This is a genomic window from Flavobacterium sp. (genome assembly GCF_049318325.1).
In the GTDB taxonomy this organism is placed as follows: Bacteria; Bacteroidota; Bacteroidia; order Flavobacteriales; family Flavobacteriaceae; genus Flavobacterium.
Genome location: NZ_JBMOGQ010000001.1, coordinates 58528 through 81617, shown reverse-complemented (window position 1 = coordinate 81617; position 23090 = coordinate 58528). Strand labels below are relative to the sequence as shown.

At 33.2% G+C, this 23090-nt stretch carries 23 protein-coding genes; 20 read left to right on the top strand and 3 right to left on the bottom strand.

The annotated features are described in order from the left end of the window. The first annotated feature begins 39 nt into the window (after positions 1–39). Positions 40–1095 (top strand): glycosyltransferase family 9 protein, encoded by a 1056-nt coding sequence (locus tag ACOYLP_RS00380; protein WP_422854181.1) that lies wholly within the window; start codon positions 40–42, stop codon positions 1093–1095. 20 nt (positions 1096–1115) lie between these two features. On the opposite strand, the gene ACOYLP_RS00375 is transcribed toward ACOYLP_RS00380, so the two are convergent. Further along, the gene (locus ACOYLP_RS00375; RefSeq protein ID WP_422854180.1) at positions 1116–2171 is read right to left on the bottom strand and encodes a 2Fe-2S iron-sulfur cluster-binding protein; all 1056 of its coding nucleotides are present in this window, start codon (positions 2169–2171) and stop codon (positions 1116–1118) included. Positions 2172–2284: 113 nt separating this feature from the next. Between ACOYLP_RS00375 and ACOYLP_RS00370 the strand changes: the two genes are divergently transcribed. From ACOYLP_RS00370 to ACOYLP_RS00285, 18 genes are all read left to right on the top strand, one after another. Next, positions 2285–3754, top strand: coding sequence for a DUF5687 family protein (locus ACOYLP_RS00370; protein WP_422854179.1), 1470 nt, complete (start codon positions 2285–2287; stop codon positions 3752–3754). 92 nt (positions 3755–3846) lie between these two features. Beyond that, positions 3847–4545, top strand: coding sequence for an ABC transporter ATP-binding protein (locus tag ACOYLP_RS00365; RefSeq protein ID WP_422854178.1), 699 nt, complete (start codon positions 3847–3849; stop codon positions 4543–4545). Positions 4546–4696: 151 nt separating this feature from the next. Then, positions 4697–7549, top strand: coding sequence for a tetratricopeptide repeat protein (locus ACOYLP_RS00360; protein ID WP_422854177.1), 2853 nt, complete (start codon positions 4697–4699; stop codon positions 7547–7549). A 5-nt stretch (positions 7550–7554) separates the two neighbouring features. Beyond that, complete coding sequence (locus ACOYLP_RS00355; RefSeq protein WP_422854176.1) at positions 7555–7959, top strand: bactofilin family protein; 405 nt, start codon at positions 7555–7557, stop codon at positions 7957–7959. After that, on the top strand, positions 7928–8164 hold the full coding sequence (locus tag ACOYLP_RS00350) for an AtpZ/AtpI family protein (protein ID WP_422854175.1): 237 nt from the start codon (positions 7928–7930) through the stop codon (positions 8162–8164). Before ACOYLP_RS00355 ends, ACOYLP_RS00350 begins: the two co-directional genes overlap by 32 nt. Next, the gene (locus tag ACOYLP_RS00345; protein WP_422854174.1) at positions 8161–8550 is read left to right on the top strand and encodes a hypothetical protein; all 390 of its coding nucleotides are present in this window, start codon (positions 8161–8163) and stop codon (positions 8548–8550) included. Before ACOYLP_RS00350 ends, ACOYLP_RS00345 begins: the two co-directional genes overlap by 4 nt. 115 nt (positions 8551–8665) lie before the next feature. Beyond that, positions 8666–9820: a F0F1 ATP synthase subunit A gene (gene atpB / locus ACOYLP_RS00340; protein ID WP_422854173.1), complete on the top strand. Its 1155-nt coding sequence runs from the start codon at positions 8666–8668 to the stop codon at positions 9818–9820. 84 nt (positions 9821–9904) lie between these two features. Beyond that, on the top strand, positions 9905–10105 hold the full coding sequence (gene atpE, locus ACOYLP_RS00335; protein WP_422854172.1) for an ATP synthase F0 subunit C: 201 nt from the start codon (positions 9905–9907) through the stop codon (positions 10103–10105). A 78-nt stretch (positions 10106–10183) separates the two neighbouring features. Next, complete coding sequence (locus ACOYLP_RS00330) at positions 10184–10684, top strand: F0F1 ATP synthase subunit B (RefSeq protein ID WP_422854171.1); 501 nt, start codon at positions 10184–10186, stop codon at positions 10682–10684. Then, on the top strand, positions 10684–11217 hold the full coding sequence (gene atpH, locus ACOYLP_RS00325; protein WP_422854237.1) for an ATP synthase F1 subunit delta: 534 nt from the start codon (positions 10684–10686) through the stop codon (positions 11215–11217). Before ACOYLP_RS00330 ends, atpH begins: the two co-directional genes overlap by 1 nt. 23 nt (positions 11218–11240) lie before the next feature. Next, entirely contained in the window at positions 11241–12815 is a 1575-nt protein-coding gene (gene atpA / locus ACOYLP_RS00320) for a F0F1 ATP synthase subunit alpha (protein ID WP_422854170.1), read from the top strand. 80 nt (positions 12816–12895) lie between these two features. Beyond that, positions 12896–13756, top strand: coding sequence for an ATP synthase F1 subunit gamma (gene atpG, locus ACOYLP_RS00315; RefSeq protein ID WP_422854169.1), 861 nt, complete (start codon positions 12896–12898; stop codon positions 13754–13756). A gap of 100 nt (positions 13757–13856) precedes the next feature. Beyond that, positions 13857–15323 (top strand): polysaccharide biosynthesis C-terminal domain-containing protein, encoded by a 1467-nt coding sequence (locus ACOYLP_RS00310; RefSeq protein WP_422854168.1) that lies wholly within the window; start codon positions 13857–13859, stop codon positions 15321–15323. A gap of 1 nt (position 15324) precedes the next feature. Then, positions 15325–15759: a dUTP diphosphatase gene (gene dut / locus ACOYLP_RS00305; RefSeq protein ID WP_422854167.1), complete on the top strand. Its 435-nt coding sequence runs from the start codon at positions 15325–15327 to the stop codon at positions 15757–15759. A 77-nt stretch (positions 15760–15836) separates the two neighbouring features. Further along, entirely contained in the window at positions 15837–16847 is a 1011-nt protein-coding gene (locus ACOYLP_RS00300; RefSeq protein WP_422854166.1) for a sugar phosphate nucleotidyltransferase, read from the top strand. A gap of 4 nt (positions 16848–16851) precedes the next feature. After that, the gene (locus tag ACOYLP_RS00295) at positions 16852–18204 is read left to right on the top strand and encodes a tetratricopeptide repeat protein (protein WP_422854165.1); all 1353 of its coding nucleotides are present in this window, start codon (positions 16852–16854) and stop codon (positions 18202–18204) included. Further along, positions 18204–18989, top strand: coding sequence for a DUF4292 domain-containing protein (locus ACOYLP_RS00290; protein ID WP_422854164.1), 786 nt, complete (start codon positions 18204–18206; stop codon positions 18987–18989). The genes ACOYLP_RS00295 and ACOYLP_RS00290 overlap by 1 nt, the downstream gene beginning before the upstream one ends. A gap of 18 nt (positions 18990–19007) precedes the next feature. Then, on the top strand, positions 19008–20270 hold the full coding sequence (locus tag ACOYLP_RS00285; protein WP_422854163.1) for a murein hydrolase activator EnvC family protein: 1263 nt from the start codon (positions 19008–19010) through the stop codon (positions 20268–20270). A 70-nt stretch (positions 20271–20340) separates the two neighbouring features. Here the strand turns inward: ACOYLP_RS00285 and ACOYLP_RS00280 are convergent, their stop codons facing one another. Both ACOYLP_RS00280 and ACOYLP_RS00275 read right to left on the bottom strand, forming a co-directional pair. Further along, complete coding sequence (locus tag ACOYLP_RS00280) at positions 20341–20850, bottom strand: acyl-CoA thioesterase (protein WP_422854162.1); 510 nt, start codon at positions 20848–20850, stop codon at positions 20341–20343. Between the two features lie 57 nt (positions 20851–20907). After that, positions 20908–21846 (bottom strand): SPOR domain-containing protein, encoded by a 939-nt coding sequence (locus tag ACOYLP_RS00275; RefSeq protein WP_422854161.1) that lies wholly within the window; start codon positions 21844–21846, stop codon positions 20908–20910. Between the two features lie 101 nt (positions 21847–21947). Here ACOYLP_RS00275 and dprA point away from each other — a divergent pair, with 101 nt between their 5' ends. Beyond that, positions 21948–23090: a DNA-processing protein DprA gene (gene dprA, locus ACOYLP_RS00270; protein ID WP_422854160.1), complete on the top strand. Its 1143-nt coding sequence runs from the start codon at positions 21948–21950 to the stop codon at positions 23088–23090.

Below are 23090 nucleotides of genomic sequence, written 5' to 3'. Positions count from 1 at the left end.
GAATTTCATCACTTGCAGTCGAAATGACAAATTTATGATATGTCAAATCCAATCCAACATATAGCCATAATCCGATTATCTGCCATGGGCGATGTTGCGATGACAGTTCCTGTTATTAGAGCTTTTGTTGAGCAAAATTCAAACGTAAAAATCACAGTCGTATCCCGACCATTTTTCAAACCTTTTTTTAACGGAATTCCGAATGTGATTTTTTTTGCTGTTGATGTCAAAGGAAGACACAAAGGTTTTATAGGTATATTGAAATTGTATTCCGATTTAAAGCAATTGAATATTGATGCTGTCGCTGATTTGCATAATGTTTTGCGATCACAAATTCTTCGGATACTATTCGCGTTAAGCGTTAAAAAAGTAGCACATACGGATAAAGGAAGAGCAGAAAAAAGAACTTTAACCCGAGCTCAAAATAAAATCTTCTGCCCAATAAAAACCATGGTCGAGAGGCATGTTGATACTTTTAATCAATTAGGTTTTAAGGTTGATTTATCGAATCCAAAGTTTCCACAAAAAGTAAATTTAGCTGAAGATATTTTAAAAATCACAGGAGAAAAAACAACTCAAAAATGGATTGGTATTGCACCATTTGCACAATACGATTCCAAAGTCTATCCGAAAGATTTAATGCATCAAGTTATAGAAGAATTAGCATCTGAACCAACTAATAATATCTTTCTTTTTGGTGGCGGAAACAAGGAAATTGAAATTCTGAATACGTTTGCGAATTGCAACCAAAACGTCATCAATGTTGCTGGAAAATTAAATCTTCAACAAGAATTAGATTTGATTTCCAATCTTGATGTAATGCTTTCTATGGATTCTGGGAATTCACATATGGCTGCGATGTTGGGAATAAAAGTAATTACGCTTTGGGGCGCTACACATCCGTTTGCAGGATTTACACCATTCAATCAACCGCTTGAAAACTGCTTGGTTTCTGATAGAGAAAAGTTTCCGTTATTGCCAACTTCCGTTTACGGAAACAAAAAAATTGCTGGTTATGAAGATGCGATGCGAACTATTGCTCCAGAAAAAGTAGTGTTCAGTATTCAGTCACAATTAGCAGCATCTGAAAACTGAAAATTGCGACTGCAAACTAATTACACATCATCATAATCCACATAAATTTCTGCAGATGTTGGATGTGCTTGACAGGTTAAAATCAATCCTTCGGCAATTTCGCCATCGGTTAAAATTGAATTTTTTCTCATTTCGGCAGTTCCATTCGTAATTCGCGCTAAGCAGGAACTACAAATTCCACCTTGACATGAGTATGGAGCATCTATTCCTTGTTTCAAAGCTGCTTCGAGAACCGTTTGCTTTTGTGACATTTCGAAAGTGGTTTCTTCTTCGTCAACCATTACGGTTATTTTTGTATGACCGGTGTGCGATTCAGCACTAGTATTTTTGTCAGCTTTAGAGGTAGAAAACAATTCGAATTTGATATTTTTTTCGGCAACATTATGTGCTAGCAAAACATCCGAAACCAGATTAATCATAGCTTCCGGGCCACATAAATAGAATTTGTCAAAAGCCTTTTCTTTGTGTTTATTGTTTAAAACAAAATTAACGGCCGATTTATCAATACGTCCAAAAAGTTCGCCGTCAGCTTTAGCTTGACTGAAAACATAATGTACAAAAAAGCGCCCAACATATTTCAATTGCAATTCGTGTAACTCGTTGTGAAAGATAGTTTCTTCAGGCGATTTATTTCCGTAAACCAAAACAAAAGTACTTTTTGGTTCGCTTTCTAAGACCGATTTTAGAATTGACATAACGGGTGTAATTCCGCTTCCCGCTACAAAACCTGCATAGTTTTTTTGATTTGAAAATGATGGTTCAAAAGTAAATTTTCCTTCTGGCTGACCAACTTCTAAAATATCTCCAACCGTTAAATTTTCGTTTGCAAATTTTGAAAAATGACCATTTTTTACCGATTTGATAGCAATGCGTAATTCACCACTAGTAGGCGATGAGCAAACGGAATAGGCCCGACGAATTTCTTGACCATCTAGAGTTAACTTTAAGTTTACATATTGACCGGCCGTAAATTGATAGGCGGATTTTAATTCGGTCGGAATAGCAAAAGCAACAGAAATGGCATTGGCAGTTTCGTGTTTAACTTCTTTGATTTGTAATTTATAAAAGGAAGACATGAATTTTTTTTGACAAAGGTAATAAATAGCACTGATTAGTAAAGTAACTTTGATACTGTGTAACAAATTTTTACATTTAAGAACTAATTTCACAACCTAAAACAATAGTAATCATGTTTAAACATTTCATCAATTTAGAATGGAAATCTTTTTTTCGTTCGGCTTCGTTTGCCACTAATTTAGCATTGAAAATTGTTATGGGCTTTATGGCCATTTATTTTATGGTCATTTTTGTTGCTGCCGGTGTTGCAGTTTTCTTTTTGTTAAAAGAAGAATTTCATTTAGAACCTTTGGCAACAGTTAATAAATTTTTGATTTATTATTTGGTTGCGGATTTAGTGATTCGGTATTTTTTCCAAAAAATGCCGGTTACCAATATCAAACCATTACTAAATTTACCCATAAAAAGAGACACTATTGTCCATTTTTCTCTAGGAAAAACGAGCATATCCTTTTTTAATATGTTGCATGCTTTTTTCTTTATTCCGTTTACGGTTGTTCTATTAATAAATGGATACGGATTTCAAGTAATTTTGTGGCATTTGGGAATAATTACATTGATTTATGCTAATAATTTTATCAACGTTTTACTCAATAACAAGGATAGCGTTTTTTATTCTGTATTGGCCGTAGTAGTGAGTTTGGGCTTGGCTCAATATTATAAAATTTTTGATGTAACCAATTATACCCAACCTTTTTTTCAGGGAATGTACAACACGTATTATTTGTTTTTAATTCCGATACTTTTAGTAATTGTAACTTATTACTTTTCGTTTGACTATTTTAAAAAGAACTTAAATCTGGATACTGGTTTGGCTAAAAAAAGCGACGAAGCAAAAACCGAAAACTTTACCTGGTTAAATCAATTTGGGACACTTGGAACTTTTCTCAAAAACGATATCAAACTTTTAAAAAGAAACAAACGATCCCGAACCACAGTAATCATGAGTTTTCTTTTTATTTTTTATGGATTATTATTTTTCACCGATTCGATTGAAGCCTATCAAAATCCAGCAATGCAGGTTTTTGCAGGTATTTTTGTTTCGGGTGGATTTTTATTCACGTTTGGACAATTTGTACCAAGTTGGGATAGCGCCTATTATCAACTGATGATGAGTCAAAATATTCAGTACCGCGAGTACATCAGTTCAAAATGGTGGTTGATGGTTATCGGAACATTAATCTCAACAATTATTGCCTCTTTCTATTTGTATTTTGGATGGCACATTTACATGCTAATCGTAGTTGGCGCTATTTATAATATTGGTGTAAATTCTCATTTGGTAATGCTTGGTGGCGCTTTTGTTAAAACTCCTATCGATTTAACTATGGCAAATAAAGCTTTTGGAGATAAGCAGGCTTTTAACATAAAAACCATGCTGATTTCAATACCAAAATTAGCAGTGCCAATGATTTTGTACGCACTTGGTTATTATCTTTTTTCTGCCAATATCGGATTTCTTTTTGTTGCCTTAGCCGGAGTGCTTGGGTTTGCTTTTAGAAATAAAGTTTTTGCCATGATAGAGAAGATTTACAAAACAGAAAAATATGCAACCATAGCTGCTTACAAACAAAAAAATTAGTGTTCTGTAACAGTTAGCAGTGTTCAGTTAGAATTCAAATTAAATAAAAACAGTAGTTTAAAATAAACTCATAAATTTCATAAACTTTCAAAATGATACAAGTAACTAATTTAACCAAAAGATACAATTTAGGAACCATGGTTTTAAACATGCCAAGTCTTGAAATTCCAAAAGGACAAAGCTTTGGATTAGTTGGAAATAATGGTGCCGGGAAAACCACTTTTTTCAGTTTGCTTTTGGATTTAATTCAGCCCAGTTCCGGACATATCATAAATAATGATGTGCAGGTAGACAAAAGCGAAGCATGGAAACCTTTCACTTCCGCATTTATAGATGAAAGTTTTTTGATTGGCTATTTAACCGCTGAAGAATATTTTTATTTCATTGGCGATTTACGCGGACAAAACAAAGCCGATGTTGATGTTTTATTAAAAAAACACGAAGATTTCTTTAATGGTGAAATTCTAAACAGCAAAAAATATTTAAGAGATTTATCCAAAGGGAATATGAAAAAAGTAGGGATTATCGCTACTTTAATTGGAAATCCCGAAGTGATTATTTTAGACGAACCCTTCGCCAATTTAGATCCAACCACGGTTAACCGATTAAAAATCATAATCAAAGAATTAGCCGAAAATCCAAACGTTACAGTTTTGATTTCTTCACATGATTTGGTTCATACGGTTGAGGTTTGTAACAGAATTGTAGCTTTACATTTGGGAGAAGTAGTAAAAGACATTCAAACTTCCCCGGAAACTTTAAAAGAATTAGAAGTGTTTTTTGCCGTTTAAGAAACAACTTTATATATAATAGTCGTGAGGTTTTACCAATAATGGCAAAATCTTCCGGCTTATTTTTTTGCCATATCAAAAAGAAACGTATTTTTACCAGTTAGTTATACTATTTATGACTTTTTCGCGTTATAACACTAAACGTTTTGCTTTGAAAACCAATACAATAAAATATTTCCTCTTTTTTGGATTATTGCTTTTTTTAATCGCTTGTTCTACCAAGAGAAATACTTGGCTTTCTAGAAATTCACATGCCTTAAGCACTAAAGACAACATTTTATACAATGGGGGAATAGCTTTAAATAAAGGTATTGAGGAAGTAAAACTTCAAAATAAAGATAATTTCTGGGAAATCCTTCCTGTAGAAAGAATGCAAGTTTCGGAAGATAATCTTATGCCGGGAACTACTAAGAATGCCAATTTTGAGAAAGCTGAAACCAAAGCTACAAAAGCAATTCAGAAACATTCAATGAACATTAACGGTTCAGAGAAAAACCCACAAATGGATGAAGCTTACATGATGCTTGGACAAGCAAGATATTATGACCAGCGTTTTGTCCCTGCTTTAGACGCATTCAACTATGTGCTCAACAAATCTCCAAATAGCGATAAAATATATGAAGTAAAAATTTGGAGAGAAAAAACCAATATGCGTCTGGATAATGATGCTTTGGCCGTAAATAACCTTCGAAAATTGCTAAAGGAAATCAAATTTAAAGATCAGATCTTTGCTGATGCCAATGCAACTTTAGCTCAGGCTTTTTTAAATTTACAAGAAAAAGACAGTGCTGTAGCCAAACTTAAAATTGCTAAAGAATTTACTAAATCTAAAGAAGAAATCTCTAGATACAACTATATTTTAGGTCAAATCTATGAAGAACTAGGATATAAAGACAGCGCTTATGCCAGTTATCAAACCGTAATTGATATGCGCAGAAAAGCTGCTAAATCCTATGTAATTCATGCCCACGCAAGACAATCAGCACAGTTTGATTATAAAAAAGGTGACACCGTTGCTTTCCTAAAAAAATATAATGATTTACTAAAAGACAGAGAAAATAGACCGTTTTTAGATGTTTTGCATCATCAATTGGGGTTGTTTTATGAAAAAAAGAATAATAAAAAACTAGCCATAAAAGAATATAATCTTTCATTAAAAAAGAAATCACAAGACACTTATCTTATAGCTTCCAATTATAGAAATTTAGCCGACTTATACTTTATTGAATCTAAATTTGCGAAAGCCGGTAATTACTATGATAGTACGTTGGTTCAATTGAAACCAAGAACAAGAGAATTTAATTTAATAAAAAAGAAAAGAGAAAATCTTGAAGACGTTATCAAATATGAAGCGATTTCACAAGCAAATGACAGTATTATTGCTCTCTATAAAATGTCGGGTTCAGAAAGAACAACCTATTTTGAAAAACATATTGCAAAATTAAAAAAAGTAGAGGAAGCACAAATAAAGGCAGCCGAAAAGGAAGCTCGAATTAAAGAAAATCAAGATAGAGAAGATGGCAAAATCGATTCGGAAGATGCTGCTAATAATAAAAAAGAAAAGGCTTTAGCGCCAAAAGTAAATAGCAACATAGCGTCATCAAGTCAAAATGATTTTTATTTTTATACCGCATCCACAGTTGCTTATGGTAAAGTAGAGTTTGCTAAAAAATGGGGTAAAAGAGTCTTGCAAGACAATTGGCGGGTTTCGTCAATTTCTACAAAAGAAAACGGAAAAACAGAAGATTTAAACGCTGAAGATACCGAAACTGAGAATGATGCTAAAGAAACAGCTGATGCAGAAGGTAAGTACACGACAGCTTTCTATATTAAACAAATTCCAGAATCACAAACAACGATAGACAGTTTAAGCAAAGAAAGAAACTTTGCTAACTACCAACTAGGTATTATTTACAAAGAGAAATTCAAAGAGTATCAATTAGCAATAAACAGATTTGAGAAGTTATTAAAGGACAACCCCGAGGAAAGATTAGTCTTACCATCAATGTATCATTTGTATAAGATTTATGAAATTTTAGACAAACAAAAAGCAGATGCAATGAAAGAAAGTATCGTTGCACAATATCCAAATTCTCGTTATGCTCAGATATTACAGAATTCGTCAAGCAAAATGGAAGAGTCAAGCGATTCTCCTAATGTTGCTTATGCAAATATTTATAAACAATATCAAAACGGGGAAATAAAAACGGTTTTAACTGCAACTGAAAATGCTATTAACCGATTTACAGGAGATGAAATAGTTCCTAAATTCGAATTGTTAAAAGCCAATATCGCGGGTAAACTTGGCGGACTAGAGGAGTTTAGTACAGCCTTAAATTATGTAGCGTTAAATTATCCAAATAGTGAAGAAGGTAAAAAAGCAGAAAAATTATTGACTGTCGATTTGCCAAAATTAAATGCACTGGAATTGTCTAAAGCACCTTCAAAAAACTGGAAAATTCTATACCAAACCAAAGATTTTGAAAATGCAGGAACAAAAGTTCTTCGAGAAAAAATCAAAAAATTTATAGCAGACAGAAGTTTAAATAAGCTTGCAGTTTCTTTAGATATTTACACAATGACTGATAATTTTGTTGTGTTACATGGTATAAATTCAGAGGATTTAGCCATAGGCATTACGTCTATTTTAAAAGACTATAAAGATTATAAAGTAATACAAAAGCCAATTATTATTTCGGCAGAAAATTACACCATAGTTCAAATAAAAAAGAATTTAGATGAATTTTTAGCCGGAAATCTCCCTGAAACTGCATCGCAGCCAAATTGGGATGGAACAATAGAACAAGCGCCAATTGCAGAACAACCAAAATCAGCTGTTAATAATAAACAACAAGATCAGCCTTCAGAAGACAACCAAAATCAGAATATAAAAGGGAAAGATCAAAAAGGAGTCCAACAAAAACAAGGTGATCTAAATGGGGACGACCAAGAATTCGGTCCGCCGCCATCACCAGGAGGACAAAAATTAGGTAAAAAAGGATAGAAATCATGTTTGAGAAAAGTCCAAAATCATACACCGATCTTTTAGGTAAAACCAACCGAATTGTTGAAGGGACAACCATTCAAGGCGATATTATTTCGCCCGCTGATTTTCGTTTGGATGGTCACTTAGTTGGTAATTTTCAATCCAAAGGCAAAATTGTAATTGGCCCTGCAGGAAGTGTAAAAGGGGATATCATTTGCAAAAATGCCGATATCGAGGGTAAATTTGAAGGAAAAATACAAGTTCAGGAAATCCTTAATATAAAATCAAAAGCACATATTATAGGTGAAGTAGTATGCGGTAAATTATCAGTTGAACCTGGCGCAGAATTTAGCGCATCATGTATAATGAAACCACATGTAAAAAACATGATAAGTGATGGAAAATCCTCAGAAGAAAAAACAGCGTAACAAATGGCTGTCGCTTATCAATATTCCAATTCAAATGGGACTTATTGTTTTTTTATTTTCTCAATTAGGGCAATGGCTCGACCAAAAATTTCTTAATAATCATAACATTTTTATTAAAATCACAACAATCGTTGGTGTTGGAGTTGCTTTTTACAATATAATTCGTCAATTAAAAGAAATAAATAAAATGGACGAAAACAAATGAAGACAAAACCATTATTTAAAATTATACTCATAGCAGTAATTGGATTAATTATTCACAAATTAATTTTCTTCTTATTAGTTGTTAAAACGATTGAAGATAATTTTATTTATTCTATTCCGTTGCTATATGGTCTATTTTCTATTTTTTCTTTACTAATTGTAGGCGTATTGATTAAAGTAAAAGAGCGAAATATTGATAATGTTGGGTATACATTTCTATTGCTCACGTCAATAAAATTAGTAGTTGCTTATCTTTTAATTCACCCTATTTTAAAAGCTTCTTTACATCAAACACAATTAGAAAAAATAAATTTTTTTATAATTTTTATTTATTTTTTAGCAACAGAAACAATTTTAACTATCAGAATATTAAATAATAAGCAGTAATATGTTTTATAATCGATAATTCATTAAAAATATTAATAGCATTGCTTTTTAATACTAATTTTAATTGTACTTTTGCGCCAAATTTGAAAACGTTTATATAAGTTAATTATTAGATATGGTGATTTCAAGAAAACCACTGCAATTTTTTATATGCGCTTTAATGGTGTGTATGTCTTTGATAAATTATGCTAATCCTGTTAATGATTCAGTTGTTGCTTCGACACAAGCACATGTAGCTGGAACTGCACATCATGAAAAAGAAGCAGAACCTAAAGATATCAAAACAGAGATCAAGGAGTTTATAGACCATCACTTAAAAGACTCATACGATTTCAATATTTTTGGTTACAAGAATGAGGCTGGAGAACAAGTGCATGTAGGGTTTCCTCTTCCTGTTATTATTTATGATAACGGTGTACAAGTTTTCTCTTCATCTAAATTTCATCATGGAGAAGAAACGGCTGAAGTAAATGGTAATTTCTATCAATTACATCATAGTAAAATTTATAAAGTTGATAGTAAAGAAGCTTCTTTGACTTTAAACGAAAAGCACGAACCAACCAATACAAAACCACTCGATTTTTCTATTACGAAAAATGTATTTATGATATTTGTAGTAGCTTTATTGATGTTTTTATTATTCAGAAGCTTGGCAAAATCATATGCTAAAAACGGAAATATAGCATCAGGTGTTGGACGTATATTTGAGCCAATCGTTATATACGTTAGAGACGAAATTGCAATACCTAATATTGGAGAAAGGCATTATAAAAAATACATGAGCTATTTATTAACCATTTTCTTTTTTGTTTGGTTTTTAAATATTTTCGGTTTAACACCATTCGGAATCAATGTTACCGGCAATATTGCAGTAACAGCTTGTTTGGCTTTGCTTACTTTTTTAATTACCACATTTACAGCAAAAAAAGACTATTGGGGTCACATTTTCTGGATGCCAGGAGTTCCTGTGTTAATGAAAATAGTTTTAGCTCCTATAGAATTGTTAGGTGTTTTCATTAAGCCATTCGCTTTGATGATTCGTCTTTATGCAAATATAGTTGCAGGTCACATCGTATTAATGAGTTTGATTGGATTGATGTTTATTTTTAAAAGCTGGTTAGGAAGTAGCTTATCATTTGTACTTTCTTTCGCAATTTCTATGATTGAAATATTAGTTGCATTATTGCAAGCTTATATATTTACAATGTTGTCAGCGCTTTATTTTGGTTCTGCTGTAGAAGAGCATCATCATGAAGAAGCGCATCATTAAAATGTTCATTGGACATTTTAAGCGAAGTGCCAAACAGTGCGTTGGCAAAATAAATTGAATGTTTAATTTTTAATACATATTTTTATGACAATTCCTAGAATTATCGGAGCAGGATTAGTAGTAATCGGAGCAGGTATTGGTATCGGAAGAATTGGTGGTTCAGCAATGGATGCTATCTCTCGTCAACCAGATGCTTCTGGAAAAATCCAGACAGCGATGTTGATCGCAGCAGCTCTTATTGAAGGTATCGGATTTGCTGCATTATTTGCAGTTTCTGAAAACTAAAAAAAACAATAAGCCACAACGGTTGGTTGTGGCTTATGTTTAAAAAATTAAAATAAAAGACTATAATTATATTGTACTATGGATAAGTTAATTAGTGATTTTTCGTTAGGATTGTTCTTTTGGCAATTCGTCATTTTCGTAGGATTGATTTTATTATTGAAAAAATTCGCATGGAAACCAATTTTGGATATCATTAACGAAAGAGAAGAAGGAATCAAAAATGCATTGCTTTCAGCCGAAATTGCAAAAAGAGACATGCAAAACTTAAGATCAGATAATGAGAAATTATTAGCTGAAGCTAGATCGGATAGAGAAGCTATGATGAAAGAAGCACGAGAAATCAAAGAAAAAATGATTAGTGATGCGAAAGCTGAAGCTCAAGTAGCTGGTCAAAAAATGATAGAACAAGCTAAGGCAGCTATTGAAAGCGAAAAAAATGCGGCAATGAATGAATTGAAAATACAAGTTTCAACATTATCTTTAGAAATAGCCGAAAAATTATTAAAAGAAGAATTGTCTAACAAAGAATCTCAAACCAAATTGGTTGAGAAAATGTTGGGTGATGTTAAATTAAATTAATCGTTATGTCAAGAGCTGCGATTAGATACGCTAAAGCAATATTAGAAACTGCGGTTTCAACAGGAAAAGCAAACCAAGTTAATGATGATATGAAATCCATCATTACTGCGGTTAATTCTAGTGCTGATTTAAAAGATTTTTTGGCAAGCCCAATCATTACTTCAGAAGTTAAGATGAACGTGTTGTCAGAAGTATTTGGATCTGTTGAAGAAGATACCAAATCGCTTTTCAGATTGCTACAGGAAAATAAAAGATTTGAAATACTAGAGGCTATTGCCGCCCAATTCAACGTACAATTTGATGATATGAATGGTGTTGAAGTTGCAAATGTGACGACGGCTTTTCCTATTACGGCTGATTTAGAAGCTAAAATATTGGCAAAAGCAACATCCATGTCAACTAAAAAAATAACTATCAAAAACACAATTGACCCATCAATCATTGGTGGATTTATATTGAGAATAGGCGACAAACAATATAATGCTTCTGTATCAAACAGATTACAAGAATTAAAAAGAGAGTTTAGTAATTAGATTACCATTAAAGATATATCAAAATGGCAGAAATTAATCCAGCTGAAATTACAGCAATATTAAAGAAACAATTATCTGGTTTTGAATCAGGTGCAACATTAGAAGAAGTAGGAACTGTTCTTCAAGTAGGTGATGGTATCGCGCGTGTTTACGGGCTATCAAACGCGCAATACGGTGAGTTAGTACAATTCGAAAACGGATTGGAAGCTATTGTTTTGAACTTAGAAGAAGACAATGTGGGAGTTGTACTTTTAGGACCATCTACTGGAATTAGAGAAGGATCTATAGTAAAAAGAACACAACGTATAGCATCTCTAAAAGTTGGTGAACAAATCGTAGGACGTGTAGTTAATACACTTGGTGAGCCAATCGACGGTAAAGGCCCAATTAGTGGCGAATTATACGAAATGCCATTGGAAAGAAAAGCTCCTGGAGTTATTTTCCGTCAACCAGTAACAGAACCTTTACAAACAGGTATCAAATCTATCGATGCGATGATTCCGGTTGGAAGAGGTCAACGTGAGCTTGTTATCGGTGACCGTCAAACAGGTAAAACTACAGTTTGTATCGATACCATTTTGAACCAAAAAGAATTTTACGATGCTGGAAAACCAGTATTTTGTATCTATGTGGCGATAGGACAAAAAGCTTCAACAGTAGCTAATATTGCTAAAACATTAGAAGAAAAAGGCGCTATGGCTTATACAACTATTGTAGCTGCTAATGCTTCTGATCCAGCGCCAATGCAAGTTTATGCGCCAATGGCCGGAGCTGCGATCGGAGAATATTTCAGAGATTCAGGTCGTCCTGCTTTGATTATCTATGATGATTTATCAAAACAAGCGGTAGCTTATCGTGAGGTATCTCTTTTATTAAGAAGACCACCGGGTCGTGAGGCATATCCTGGAGACGTTTTCTACTTACACTCTCGTTTGTTAGAAAGAGCTTGTAAAGTAATCGCCGACGACGATATCGCAAAAAACATGAACGATTTGCCAGATACTTTAAAAGGTATCGTAAAAGGTGGAGGTTCATTAACTGCTTTGCCAATTATTGAAACGCAAGCAGGCGACGTATCTGCATATATTCCAACTAACGTAATTTCGATTACTGATGGACAAATTTTCTTGGATGGAGATTTGTTCAACTCTGGAGTTCGTCCGGCAATTAACGTAGGTATTTCGGTATCTCGTGTTGGAGGTAACGCTCAAATTAAATCAATGAAAAAAGTAGCTGGAACATTAAAATTAGACCAAGCACAATTCCGTGAATTGGAAGCGTTTGCAAAATTTGGTTCTGATTTGGATGCGGTTACTTTAAACGTAATCGAAAAAGGAAAAAGAAACGTTGAAATTCTGAAACAAGCAGTTAACGATCCGTATACTGTAGAAGATCAGGTTGCTATTATCTATGCAGGTTCAAAAAACTTGTTGCGAAATGTTCCTGTTAACAAAGTGAAAGAATTCGAAAGAAGTTACATTGATTACTTAAATAACAAGCATAGAGATATTTTAGATGCTTTAAAAGCCGGTAAATTAGATGATACTATTACCGACGTTTTAGAAATAGTAGCTAAAGAACTTTCAGCGAAATACTAATTAACCAATTTGAAGATTTGAGAATTTGAAGATGTTACTAATTTTCAAATTTTCAAATTAGCTAAATTTTCAAATTTACTATGGCTAACTTAAAGGAAATACGTAATCGGATTAGTTCAGTTTCATCTACGATGCAAATTACATCGGCGATGAAAATGGTTTCTGCTGCAAAGCTGAAAAAAGCTCAAGATGCTATTACAGCGATGCGACCTTATGCCGAAAAATTAACCGAACTTTTGCAAAATGTAAGCGCTACTTTAGAGGGAGATGCAGGCGGAGAGTTTACATCGCAACGCGAAATAAACAAAGTTTTAATTGTTGTTATAACCTCTAATAGAGGTTTGGCAGGCGCATTTAACACCAACGTTATTAAGCAAGCCAAAGAAGTTGCGGATAGTTATGTTGGAAAGCAGGTTGATATTTATGCGATTGGTAAAAAAGGAAATGACATCTTAAGAAAAACAAATACCGTTATTGATAACAAAAGCGAAATATTTGACGAACTCACTTTTGAAAGAGTTGCTGAAATAGCTGAAGCATTAACTGAAAAATTTGTTACAGGTGAGTATGACAAAATTGAATTGGTATATAACCAATTTAAAAATGCCGCAACACAAATCGTTCAAATCGAACAATTTTTGCCGTTAGCACCAATTAAATCAGATGTTCCAGCTTCAACAGGAGATTATATTTTTGAACCTTCAAAAGAAGAAATTGTATTAACATTGATTCCAAAATCTTTGAAAACTCAATTATACAAAGCAATCAGAGATTCATTTGCTTCAGAACACGGAGCGCGTATGACGGCAATGCACAAAGCAACTGACAACGCAACCGAATTGAGAAACCAATTGAAATTAACCTATAACAAAGCGCGTCAAGCGGCTATTACAAACGAAATCTTAGAGATTGTTGGTGGAGCCGAAGCATTGAAAGGATAATAAAAAATAAAATGATAAGAAAGAGTGAACATTTGTTCGCTCTTTTTTTTTGGAATGAATTTAATAGTTATTTTTGTTCAATACCTTAAACAAACTCTCATTGAGCCTTTATAAAAATCTCTTTAAACAAACCCTAATTTACGGATTAGCAACCGTTATTCCGAGGTTAATCAGTTTTGTGCTGAATCCGATTTATGTGCTTTATTTGCCGGATAAAAGCAAAATGGGAGAAGTTTCTGTGATTTTTGCCTACTTGGTTTTTTTTAATGTGGTCTTGTCCTACGGAATGGAAACAGCTTTTTTCAGGTTTTACAATTCGGAAGACAATAAGAAGAATGTAATTTCCACCTCGACAATTTCACTTTTTTGGTCGTCCTTAGGATTCTTGGTGTTAGGATTACTGTTCCGAAATACCTTAGCCAGTTGGTCCGATATTAAGGTTGAATATATCACCTATACCATCTGGATTTTAACACTTGATGCTCTGGCAATAATCCCTTTTTCAAAACTCCGCGCAGAGCGAAAACCCATAATGTATGCTGCAATAAAAATTGGAAATGTTTCTATAAGTTTACTATTGACTTTATTTTTTCTGGCAATTTTACCCGAATTGGTAGCCAACAATCCCGATGGCATTTTTAGTATGATTTATTTCAGAAATTATCAGATTGGGTATATTTTTATTTCTTTCATTGTGTCAAGCTTGACTACATTTCTAGTATTGATTCCAAATTATACCAAAATTGCGTGGAACTTTGATAAAGCACTTTGGAAAAAAATGATGACTTATGGACTTCCAATCTTATTTGCAGGAATAGCTTTTGCCATCAACGAACATTTTGATAAAATTCTTTTAGACTGGATGCACGTTCCCATGTCTGAAATAGGAGCGTATTCAGCCTGTTATAAAATAGGAATGTTTATGGTGCTTTTCAGAACAGCCTATACTTTGGGAATCGAACCGTTTTTCTTTAGTCATGCAAGTAATGAAAACGCACAGCAAACTTATGCCACCATTACCAAATATTTTGTGATTTTTGGTTCGTTTATTTGTCTATTTGTAATAGTGTTTGCCGATTTATTAAAACAAGTTTTAGTACCTAATGATAACTATTGGGATGCGATGAAAGTGGTGCCATTAATTGTTTTAGCAAATTTCTTCCTTGGAATTTATTCGAACCTATCAGTTTGGTACAAACTCATAGATAAGACCAGAATTGGCGCTTATATTTCATTAATTGGCGCTGCCATAACACTGATTTTGAATTGGCTTTTAATTCCGTCAATGAGTTATTATGGCTCAGCAATTGCCACTATTGCAGCTTATGGAAGTATGATGATTATCTCTTACAAATGGGGACAAAATCACTATCCGATTCCGTATGATTTCAATAGAATTTTCAGCTATTTGGGATTGACTATTTTGTTCTCAGCAATCTCATTCTATATTCCTTATCTGAGAGAGAATTATCTTCTAAAAATAGGTTTGTTAACCCTGTTTTTATACTTCATTTATTATAGTGAAAAGGAAACATTACGTCGAATCACAAAAAGAAAAGCAAAATAAAATGACCATAAGAATCATCAATAAATCACAACACGATTTGCCAAATTATGAAACCATCGCTTCAGCAGGAATGGATTTAAGAGCAAATTTGACTGAACCAATAGAGTTAAAACCTTTAGAAAGAACTATTGTAAAAACTGGACTTTTTATTGAATTGCCAATTGGCTATGAAGCGCAAGTTCGTCCAAGAAGCGGATTGGCGGCAAAAAAAGGAATAACTGTTCTTAATTCACCCGGAACAGTAGATGCTGATTATCGAGGTGAAATTGGTGTGATTTTAGTAAATTTATCCAATGAAAATTTTGTCGTAGAAAACGGCGAAAGAATAGCCCAATTAATCATCACCAAACACGAAAGAGCCGAATGGATTTCAGTTCAAGAACTTTCTGAAACTTCACGTGGAGAAGGCGGATTTGGGAGTACCGGAGTGAAATAGCGCTCATTATTCATTCACAGTAAACAGTTAAATAAAAATATAGTAGTGTTTTAGTCTTATACTTAATACAATAAATAATGAAAATAATAGTCCCAATGGCCGGTCGTGGTTCCAGATTAAGACCACATACATTAACCATCCCAAAACCATTAATTCCAATTGCCGGGAAACCAATTGTTCACCGATTAGTAGAAGATATTGCCAGTGTTTTGAATCAGCAAATTGACGAAGTGGCTTTTATCATTCATGAAAGTTTTGGAAAAAAAGTAGAAGAAGATTTGATTGCTATTGCTCAAAAATTAGGGGCGAAAGGAACCATTTACTATCAAAATGAAGCGCTTGGAACGGGTCATGCAATTATGTGTGCTAAAGATTCTTTGAGTGGGCCAGCCGTAATTGCGTATGCCGATACATTAATTCGCGCTGATTTTGATTTAGACAAAACTGCCGATAGCGTTATTTGGGTAAAACAAGTGGATCATCCGGAAGCTTTTGGGGTAATCAATTTGAATGAAAACAATGAAATTGTAGAATTAGTAGAAAAGCCGACAGCATTTGTTTCTGATTTAGCTGTTATAGGGATATACTATTTTAAGAATATTTCCGTTTTAAGAGATGAGCTTCAGTATGTTTTGGATAACAATATCATTCACGGTGGCGAATACCAAATTAATGATGGAATTAAACAAATGATGGCAAAAGGGATGAAATTTGTCCCGGGCAAGGTAGATGAATGGATGGATTGCGGTAACAAAGACGTTACGGTAGAGACCAATTCAAGAATGCTCGGATTTTTGCACAATGACGGAGAACATTTAGTAGATTACAATGTGAAATTAGAAAATTCAAGCATCATTCCGCCATGTTATATTGGTAAAAATGTAGTTTTAATTAACACTAATGTTGGGCCAAATGTTTCTTTGGGAGATGGTTGTCACGTTCAAAATTCGGAGATAAAAAACAGTTTGGTTCAAAATCATTCTCATATAAAAAATGCTCATTTAGATAATGCGATGATTGGGAATCATGTTAGTTTTGATGGGAATTTCACAAGTATTAGTGTCGGAGATTACTCGGTTTTAGAATAAAAAAATGAAAAAAATCACAATTTATTGTCTGTTACTTTTCGGGACTTTTTTAGTTCCCAATATTGTATTGGCTCAAAATGAACCAAACGATGTGGTTACGATAGATGATGGATTTGAAGATTTTTTCTACGAAGCAATTAAACAAAAAAGCATCGAAAACTACGATAAGGCGATTGAAGCTTTAGAAAAAGGGAAAGCAATTGAGCCTGAAAATCCTATAGTTTATTTCGAATTAGGCAAAAATTATCTGGCTCAAAAAAAGTATAAAGAGGCGTATGATAATTTTGAGAAAGCAGCTAAAATGGATCCAAAAAACCGTTGGGCCTGGGTTGGAATGTATGACGTTTGTTATGATACGCGCGATTATAATCAAGCGATTATAATCGTTGAAAAACTGATAGAATTTAAAGAAGATTACAAAGAAGATTTGACTTCATTGTACATGAACACCCAGCAATTTGACAAAGCGTTAGAACTCATAAACGAATTAAATGCAAAGTATGGGAAATCAGATAAACGCGAATTATACAAAGCGGATATTTTAAAAGATGCTAAATACCAATCGGCTGAAAAGTTCAATTTATTAGATCAGATTAAAAAATTTCCAAAAGAAGAATCCAATTATATTTCTTTGATTTACATGTATTCGCAAAGTAATCAAGAAGAAAAAGCATTAGAAATTGCTCAAAAACTAGAAAAGGAAATTCCAACTTCCGATTGGGCGCAAGTAAGTTTATTTAAGTTTTATTTAAATAATAATGATGGAGATAATGCGACAAAAGCTATGAATATTGTGTTCCCAAGCAAAAAAATCGACTCAAAAATTAAGCACCGAATGCTCAATGAGTTTCTAATTTTCACTAAAAATAATCCAAAATATGAAACTGATTTAGACAAAGCCATTTCTTATTTTGACAATGATAAAGAAGTAAAAGTAGCTAAAGAAATAGGAAAATTTTATTTTTCAAAATCCAATTGGGAAAAAGCGGTTAAGTATTTAAATATGCATTTAAAAAATGCTGAAGAAGATATTGAAACGCAACTTTTATTACTACAAGCGTATACTGAAAATCTGCAATTTGCCGATTTGGCTAAAAAAACAGATGATTTGAAAGAGCTTTTCCCAACACAACCACAGTTTTATTATTATGGAGGTTTAGCAAACAATCAGCTGAAAAGTTTTAAAAAAGCAGCAACAATTTTAGAAACGGGTTTAGATTTTGTAATTGACGATGACGCTTTGGAAATTAATTTCAATATTCAATTGGGAGAAGCATATACAGGTTTGGGAGATATACATAAGAAAGACAAATACTTTTCCAAAGCGGACGAACTTATAAAAAAACAAAAAAAATAATGAAAAAAGGATTGTTTATTCTCGCCGTTATTTTTTTAAGTTCATGCAAATCAAAAGCGGTATTTGTTGATACAAAAACACCAACAACGGCTGTAAATAAAGAGAATATTTTAACTTCTGAAAAAATTATTCAAAATCATTACAGTAATAAAAATGAATTTTCAACATTATATATCAGAGCAAGTGCCAAATACAAACACGAAGATGATTCACAAAGTGTTTCGGCAGAAGTCAAAATAAAGAAGGATGAGAAGATTTTAGTTAGCATTCGTGTATTGGGCATAACAATGGCAAAAGCATTAATAACACCTAATGAAGTAAACTATTATGAAAAAATAAACGGGACTTATTTTAAAGGGAATTATGAAGGGTTGAGTCAATGGTTGGGAACCGATTTAGATTTTAATAAAATACAAAATATGCTGATTGGACAACCAATTGACGATTTGACAAGTGGAAATTATTCATTTACAGAAACAGATAGATTATATAAATTGAATGCTCTAGAAGACAAAACCGAAAAATCTTTTTCCTTTGAAGCAGAAAAATTTTTGCTAAAAAAACAAGAGATTATTCAACCGGATAAAGAGAGAAGCTTTGAAGTGAGTTATCCCAATTTTCAAGATTTTGTTTCTGGTATTTTCCCGACAAGTTTAACGATAAATGCATTTCAAAAGAAAGAAAAAACAACAATCATAATAGATTATAATTCTAAAACATTCAACGAAGATTTATCTTTTCCGTACAATGTTCCTGATGGATATGATAGAATATTTATTAAATAGATTAGCAAAATTCAAACGATGCAAAAATTAATTATCACTTTATTATTCTTCTGTTGCACTATTCAAATGTATAGCCAACCGCCAACGCAGGAAGAACTCGAAGAGCGTAAAGCTAAAATTCAATTAGAGATTCAGGAGAAAGAACAATTATTACAATCGGTAAAAAGCAAAGAGAAATCTGTGGTTACACAACTTCAGATTCAAAAAGAAAAAATAGGATTAAAAGAAAAATTGATAAAAACAACCGAAAAACAAACCAAGTTATTGGGTAATGATATATATATTAATCAAATTAAAATTAACCAACTTAATAAGGAACTAGAACAACTGAGAAAAGATTACACCGCGATGATTTTAAAGTCATATAAAAGTCGGTCTGAACAAAGTAGGGCTATGTTTTTATTATCTTCTGAAAACTTTTTGCAGGCCTACAAAAGAGCACAGTATATGAAGCAATATGCAAGCTATAGAAAAATGCAAGGCCAGGAAATAGAAGGAAAAACTAAGCAATTGGTTGGATATACCAATAAAATTGTAGTTCAAAAAACGGAAAAGGAAAAACTAATTGCTGAAAACGAGAATGAAAAAAAAGAATTAGTTAAAGAGAAAAAGGAGCAAGAAAAAATAGCAAGTCAGATACAAAAGCAAAAAGGCAAAATCATCGCTGAGATTAAAAAGAAACAACAGGAAACCAAAAAAATTGATGCGCAAATTCAAAAATTAATTCGCGAAACAATTGCTGCAGCCAATAAGAAAACAGCTGCGGCTAAAGCAAAAGCCAATCCAAAAACAACCACGACTGAATCAACAAAAGCCGTTGAATCTTCAGCAAAAATTGTATTGACATCCGAAGGGCAATTGGTTGCGAATAATTTCAGAGCTAATAAAGGCAAATTACCTTGGCCTGTTGAAAAAGGAGCTGTTTCTTTACCCTATGGTGACCAACCACATCCGGTATATAGAACACTTACAGTTCACAATAGTGGCGTTGAAATTACTACAGAAAACGGAGCTTCAGCAAGAGCAGTTTTTGGAGGAGAAGTCACCAAAGTAATTAAATTATCGCCTTTGAATATTGCTGTCTTTATTCAGCATGGAGATTATTTCACGGTATACCAAAACTTAATTAGTGTTAATGTAAGCGTTGGCGACAAAGTTTCTACCAAGCAAAGTATAGGTAAAATCAGAACCAATGGCGATACAGGAAAAACGATTTTGAAATTCTTAATTCTTCAAAATACGACTTATAATAATCCGGCCAGTTGGTTGTATAATATGTAAAACTAAACATAAAAATAGCCACTTGAGGCTATTTTTTTATTGATAATGTACAGAAAATAGTTGGTTATTATTACATAAACAATGCTTTCAATTCGGTCGCATCGTTTGGATTCATTTTTCCGGCTAAGACTAAACTCAATTGCTTTCTGCGCAAAGCAGCATCATAACGTTCTTTCTCAAGTTCTGTTTCAGGGATTATAGGCGGAACACTTACAGGATTTCCAGTTTCATTTACGGCTACAAAAGTATAAATAGCTTCATTCGCTTTGGTTTTGATTCCAGATTCTCTATCCTCTATCCAAACATCCAAAAAGATTTCCATTGACGATGTAAAAGCACGGGAAACTTTAGCTTCAATAGTCACTACACTACCTAAAGGAATGGCACGATTAAAAGCTACATGATTAACAGAAGCAGTAACGGTAATTCTCCGCGAATGTCTTCTGGCAGCAATACTGGCAGCTCTATCCATCCGGGCTAACAATTCGCCACCAAAAAGATTATTTAAAGGATTGGTTTCGCCTGGTAAAACCACATCGGTTAAAATGGTTAACGATTCAGAAGGATGTTTTGGATTCATACTTTTTTTGCAAAGGTACTTACTGAAAACAAAAAATATCGAGAAATTGAGATTTTTTTATAATTCATCAACCAAAAGCCAAGCTGCTTTATTGTCTAACTTTTGAATATTCTTCATAGCTTTATGAGCTTCTGAGTAGGTAGAATAACTTCCGTAAACTACAGGAAATAATCCATGCTTGTTAGGGGCTAATCTTTTAGCTTTTTTAAAGCCTAATTCAAGCAGTCTTTGATATTGTTCTTCAGCGTTGCTTTCTATTCTAAAAGCACCCGCAACAACAGAGTAAGGTAGTTTTTCTTCAGGAACCGTTAACGTAACAGCTGGCAACGGATTTGAAATATAAAAAGTTGCTTCCTGAATTTTTTGATTTACCTTTTTCTGAACATTGGTTTCTACAATAAGTGTTTCTTGCGCAATTTTGTTTTCGTAATATTTGTAACCAACAGTTCCTGTAATTCCGGCTGATAACAAGAAAACAGCAGCATATTTTAAAACACTATAATTCCTTCTTTTCTCTGGTGTGAAAATAACTGGCGCTTTTTCTTCGAGTTGCTCAACTTCTTCTTTATAAACTTCTCTTTTTACAGCTGGAGAAACAAAGGAACTCAGCCCGAAAGATGCTGTAAGATAATTGATTTGATCAATAGGTACAAAGACTATATTATTCTCCGAATTCAATGAAAAATCACCAACATTTTTTACAGAGAAACTGCCGAATTCGTGGATTTTAGTTTTCCAATGCGATACTTCATTCTGAATAATATTTACCGCAATTTCATAGGATATTTTTTCTGCTTGTGCTAAATGGTTTGCCAATAATCCATCATTATTTTTGATAAACGGATTAAAAGACACCATCTTTTTTGGAGGATAAAACGAATGGGAGTTTTCGTCCAATTGTGCCGTCTGAAATTCAGTCAGAAACGCACCAAATCCTGGTACGGTAACACACTGATAACGATATAATAATTGGGAAATGTATTGTTCAATCTTCATATGGACAAATTTAGATAAACAATAGAACTATAAAAAAATTATTCACAAAATTTATTAACAATCCCAATAAAAAATAATTATTTTTGTAGTAAAATAAGCACATGAATCCAACAGAACTTTTTAATATTTTGGCACTATTGAAAGTAGAAGGCGTTGGAGATATTGTTGCCAAAAAACTTATAAATCATTGCGGTTCAGCCGAAAATGTTTTTAATTCCAAATCACAATCATTAAAATCAATTGACGGAATTGGCGGGGTTTTAATTAAAAACCTCAAGGATAAAACCATTTTTGAAAAAGCCGAACAGGAATTGCGATTTATTGAAAAACAGAAAATAACCATTTTGTATTACCAAAATGACGATTATCCTAACAAGTTAAAACATTGCATAGACGGGCCGGTTTTGCTTTTTGGCTCGGGGAATTTAAATTTCGAAAATAGAAAAATAATCAGCATCGTTGGCACTCGAGAAGTTACTTCACATGGAGTAGATTTTTGTAAAAAACTTATCGAAGATTTAGCCATTTTTAATCCAATAATCGTTAGCGGATTTGCCTATGGAGTTGATATTGTAGCGCACCAAGCAGCTATGGAAAATAAGTTGCAAACTATCGGGGTTTTGGCGCATGGTTTAAATCAAGTTTATCCAAAAGTACACAAGAAATATGTTGCCAAAATGGAAGAAAACGGCGGGTTTTTAACTGAGTTTTGGAGCAATTCAAATCCGGATAAAGAGAACTTTGTACGACGCAATCGAATCGTTGCGGGAATGAGCGAGGCTACAGTTGTTATAGAAAGTGCTGAAAAAGGAGGTTCACTAATAACAGCAATTATGGCAAATGATTACAATCGGGATGTCTTTGCGGTACCCGGTAGAACTTCTGATAAATATAGTCAAGGATGTAATAATTTAATTAAAACACAACGTGCTAATTTGATGACTTCTGCAGCCGATTTGGTTTATATTCTGAATTGGGAGATTCATTCGCAAGCTAAGACCCTAAGTAAAGCCGAACTGTGCGGAGCTAATGACAATAAGGTAATTCAAAAACAACTGTTTGTTTCTTTAGATAACGACGAACAAAAATTATACGATTATCTTCAGCAAAACGGAAAACAATTGTTAGATAGTATTGCTCTCGAATGTGATTTTCCGATTTTCCGAATTTCGTCTTTACTATTAAATATGGAATTGAAAGGCGTTATTCGACCTTTACCAGGGAAACTGTTTGAAGCAATTTAA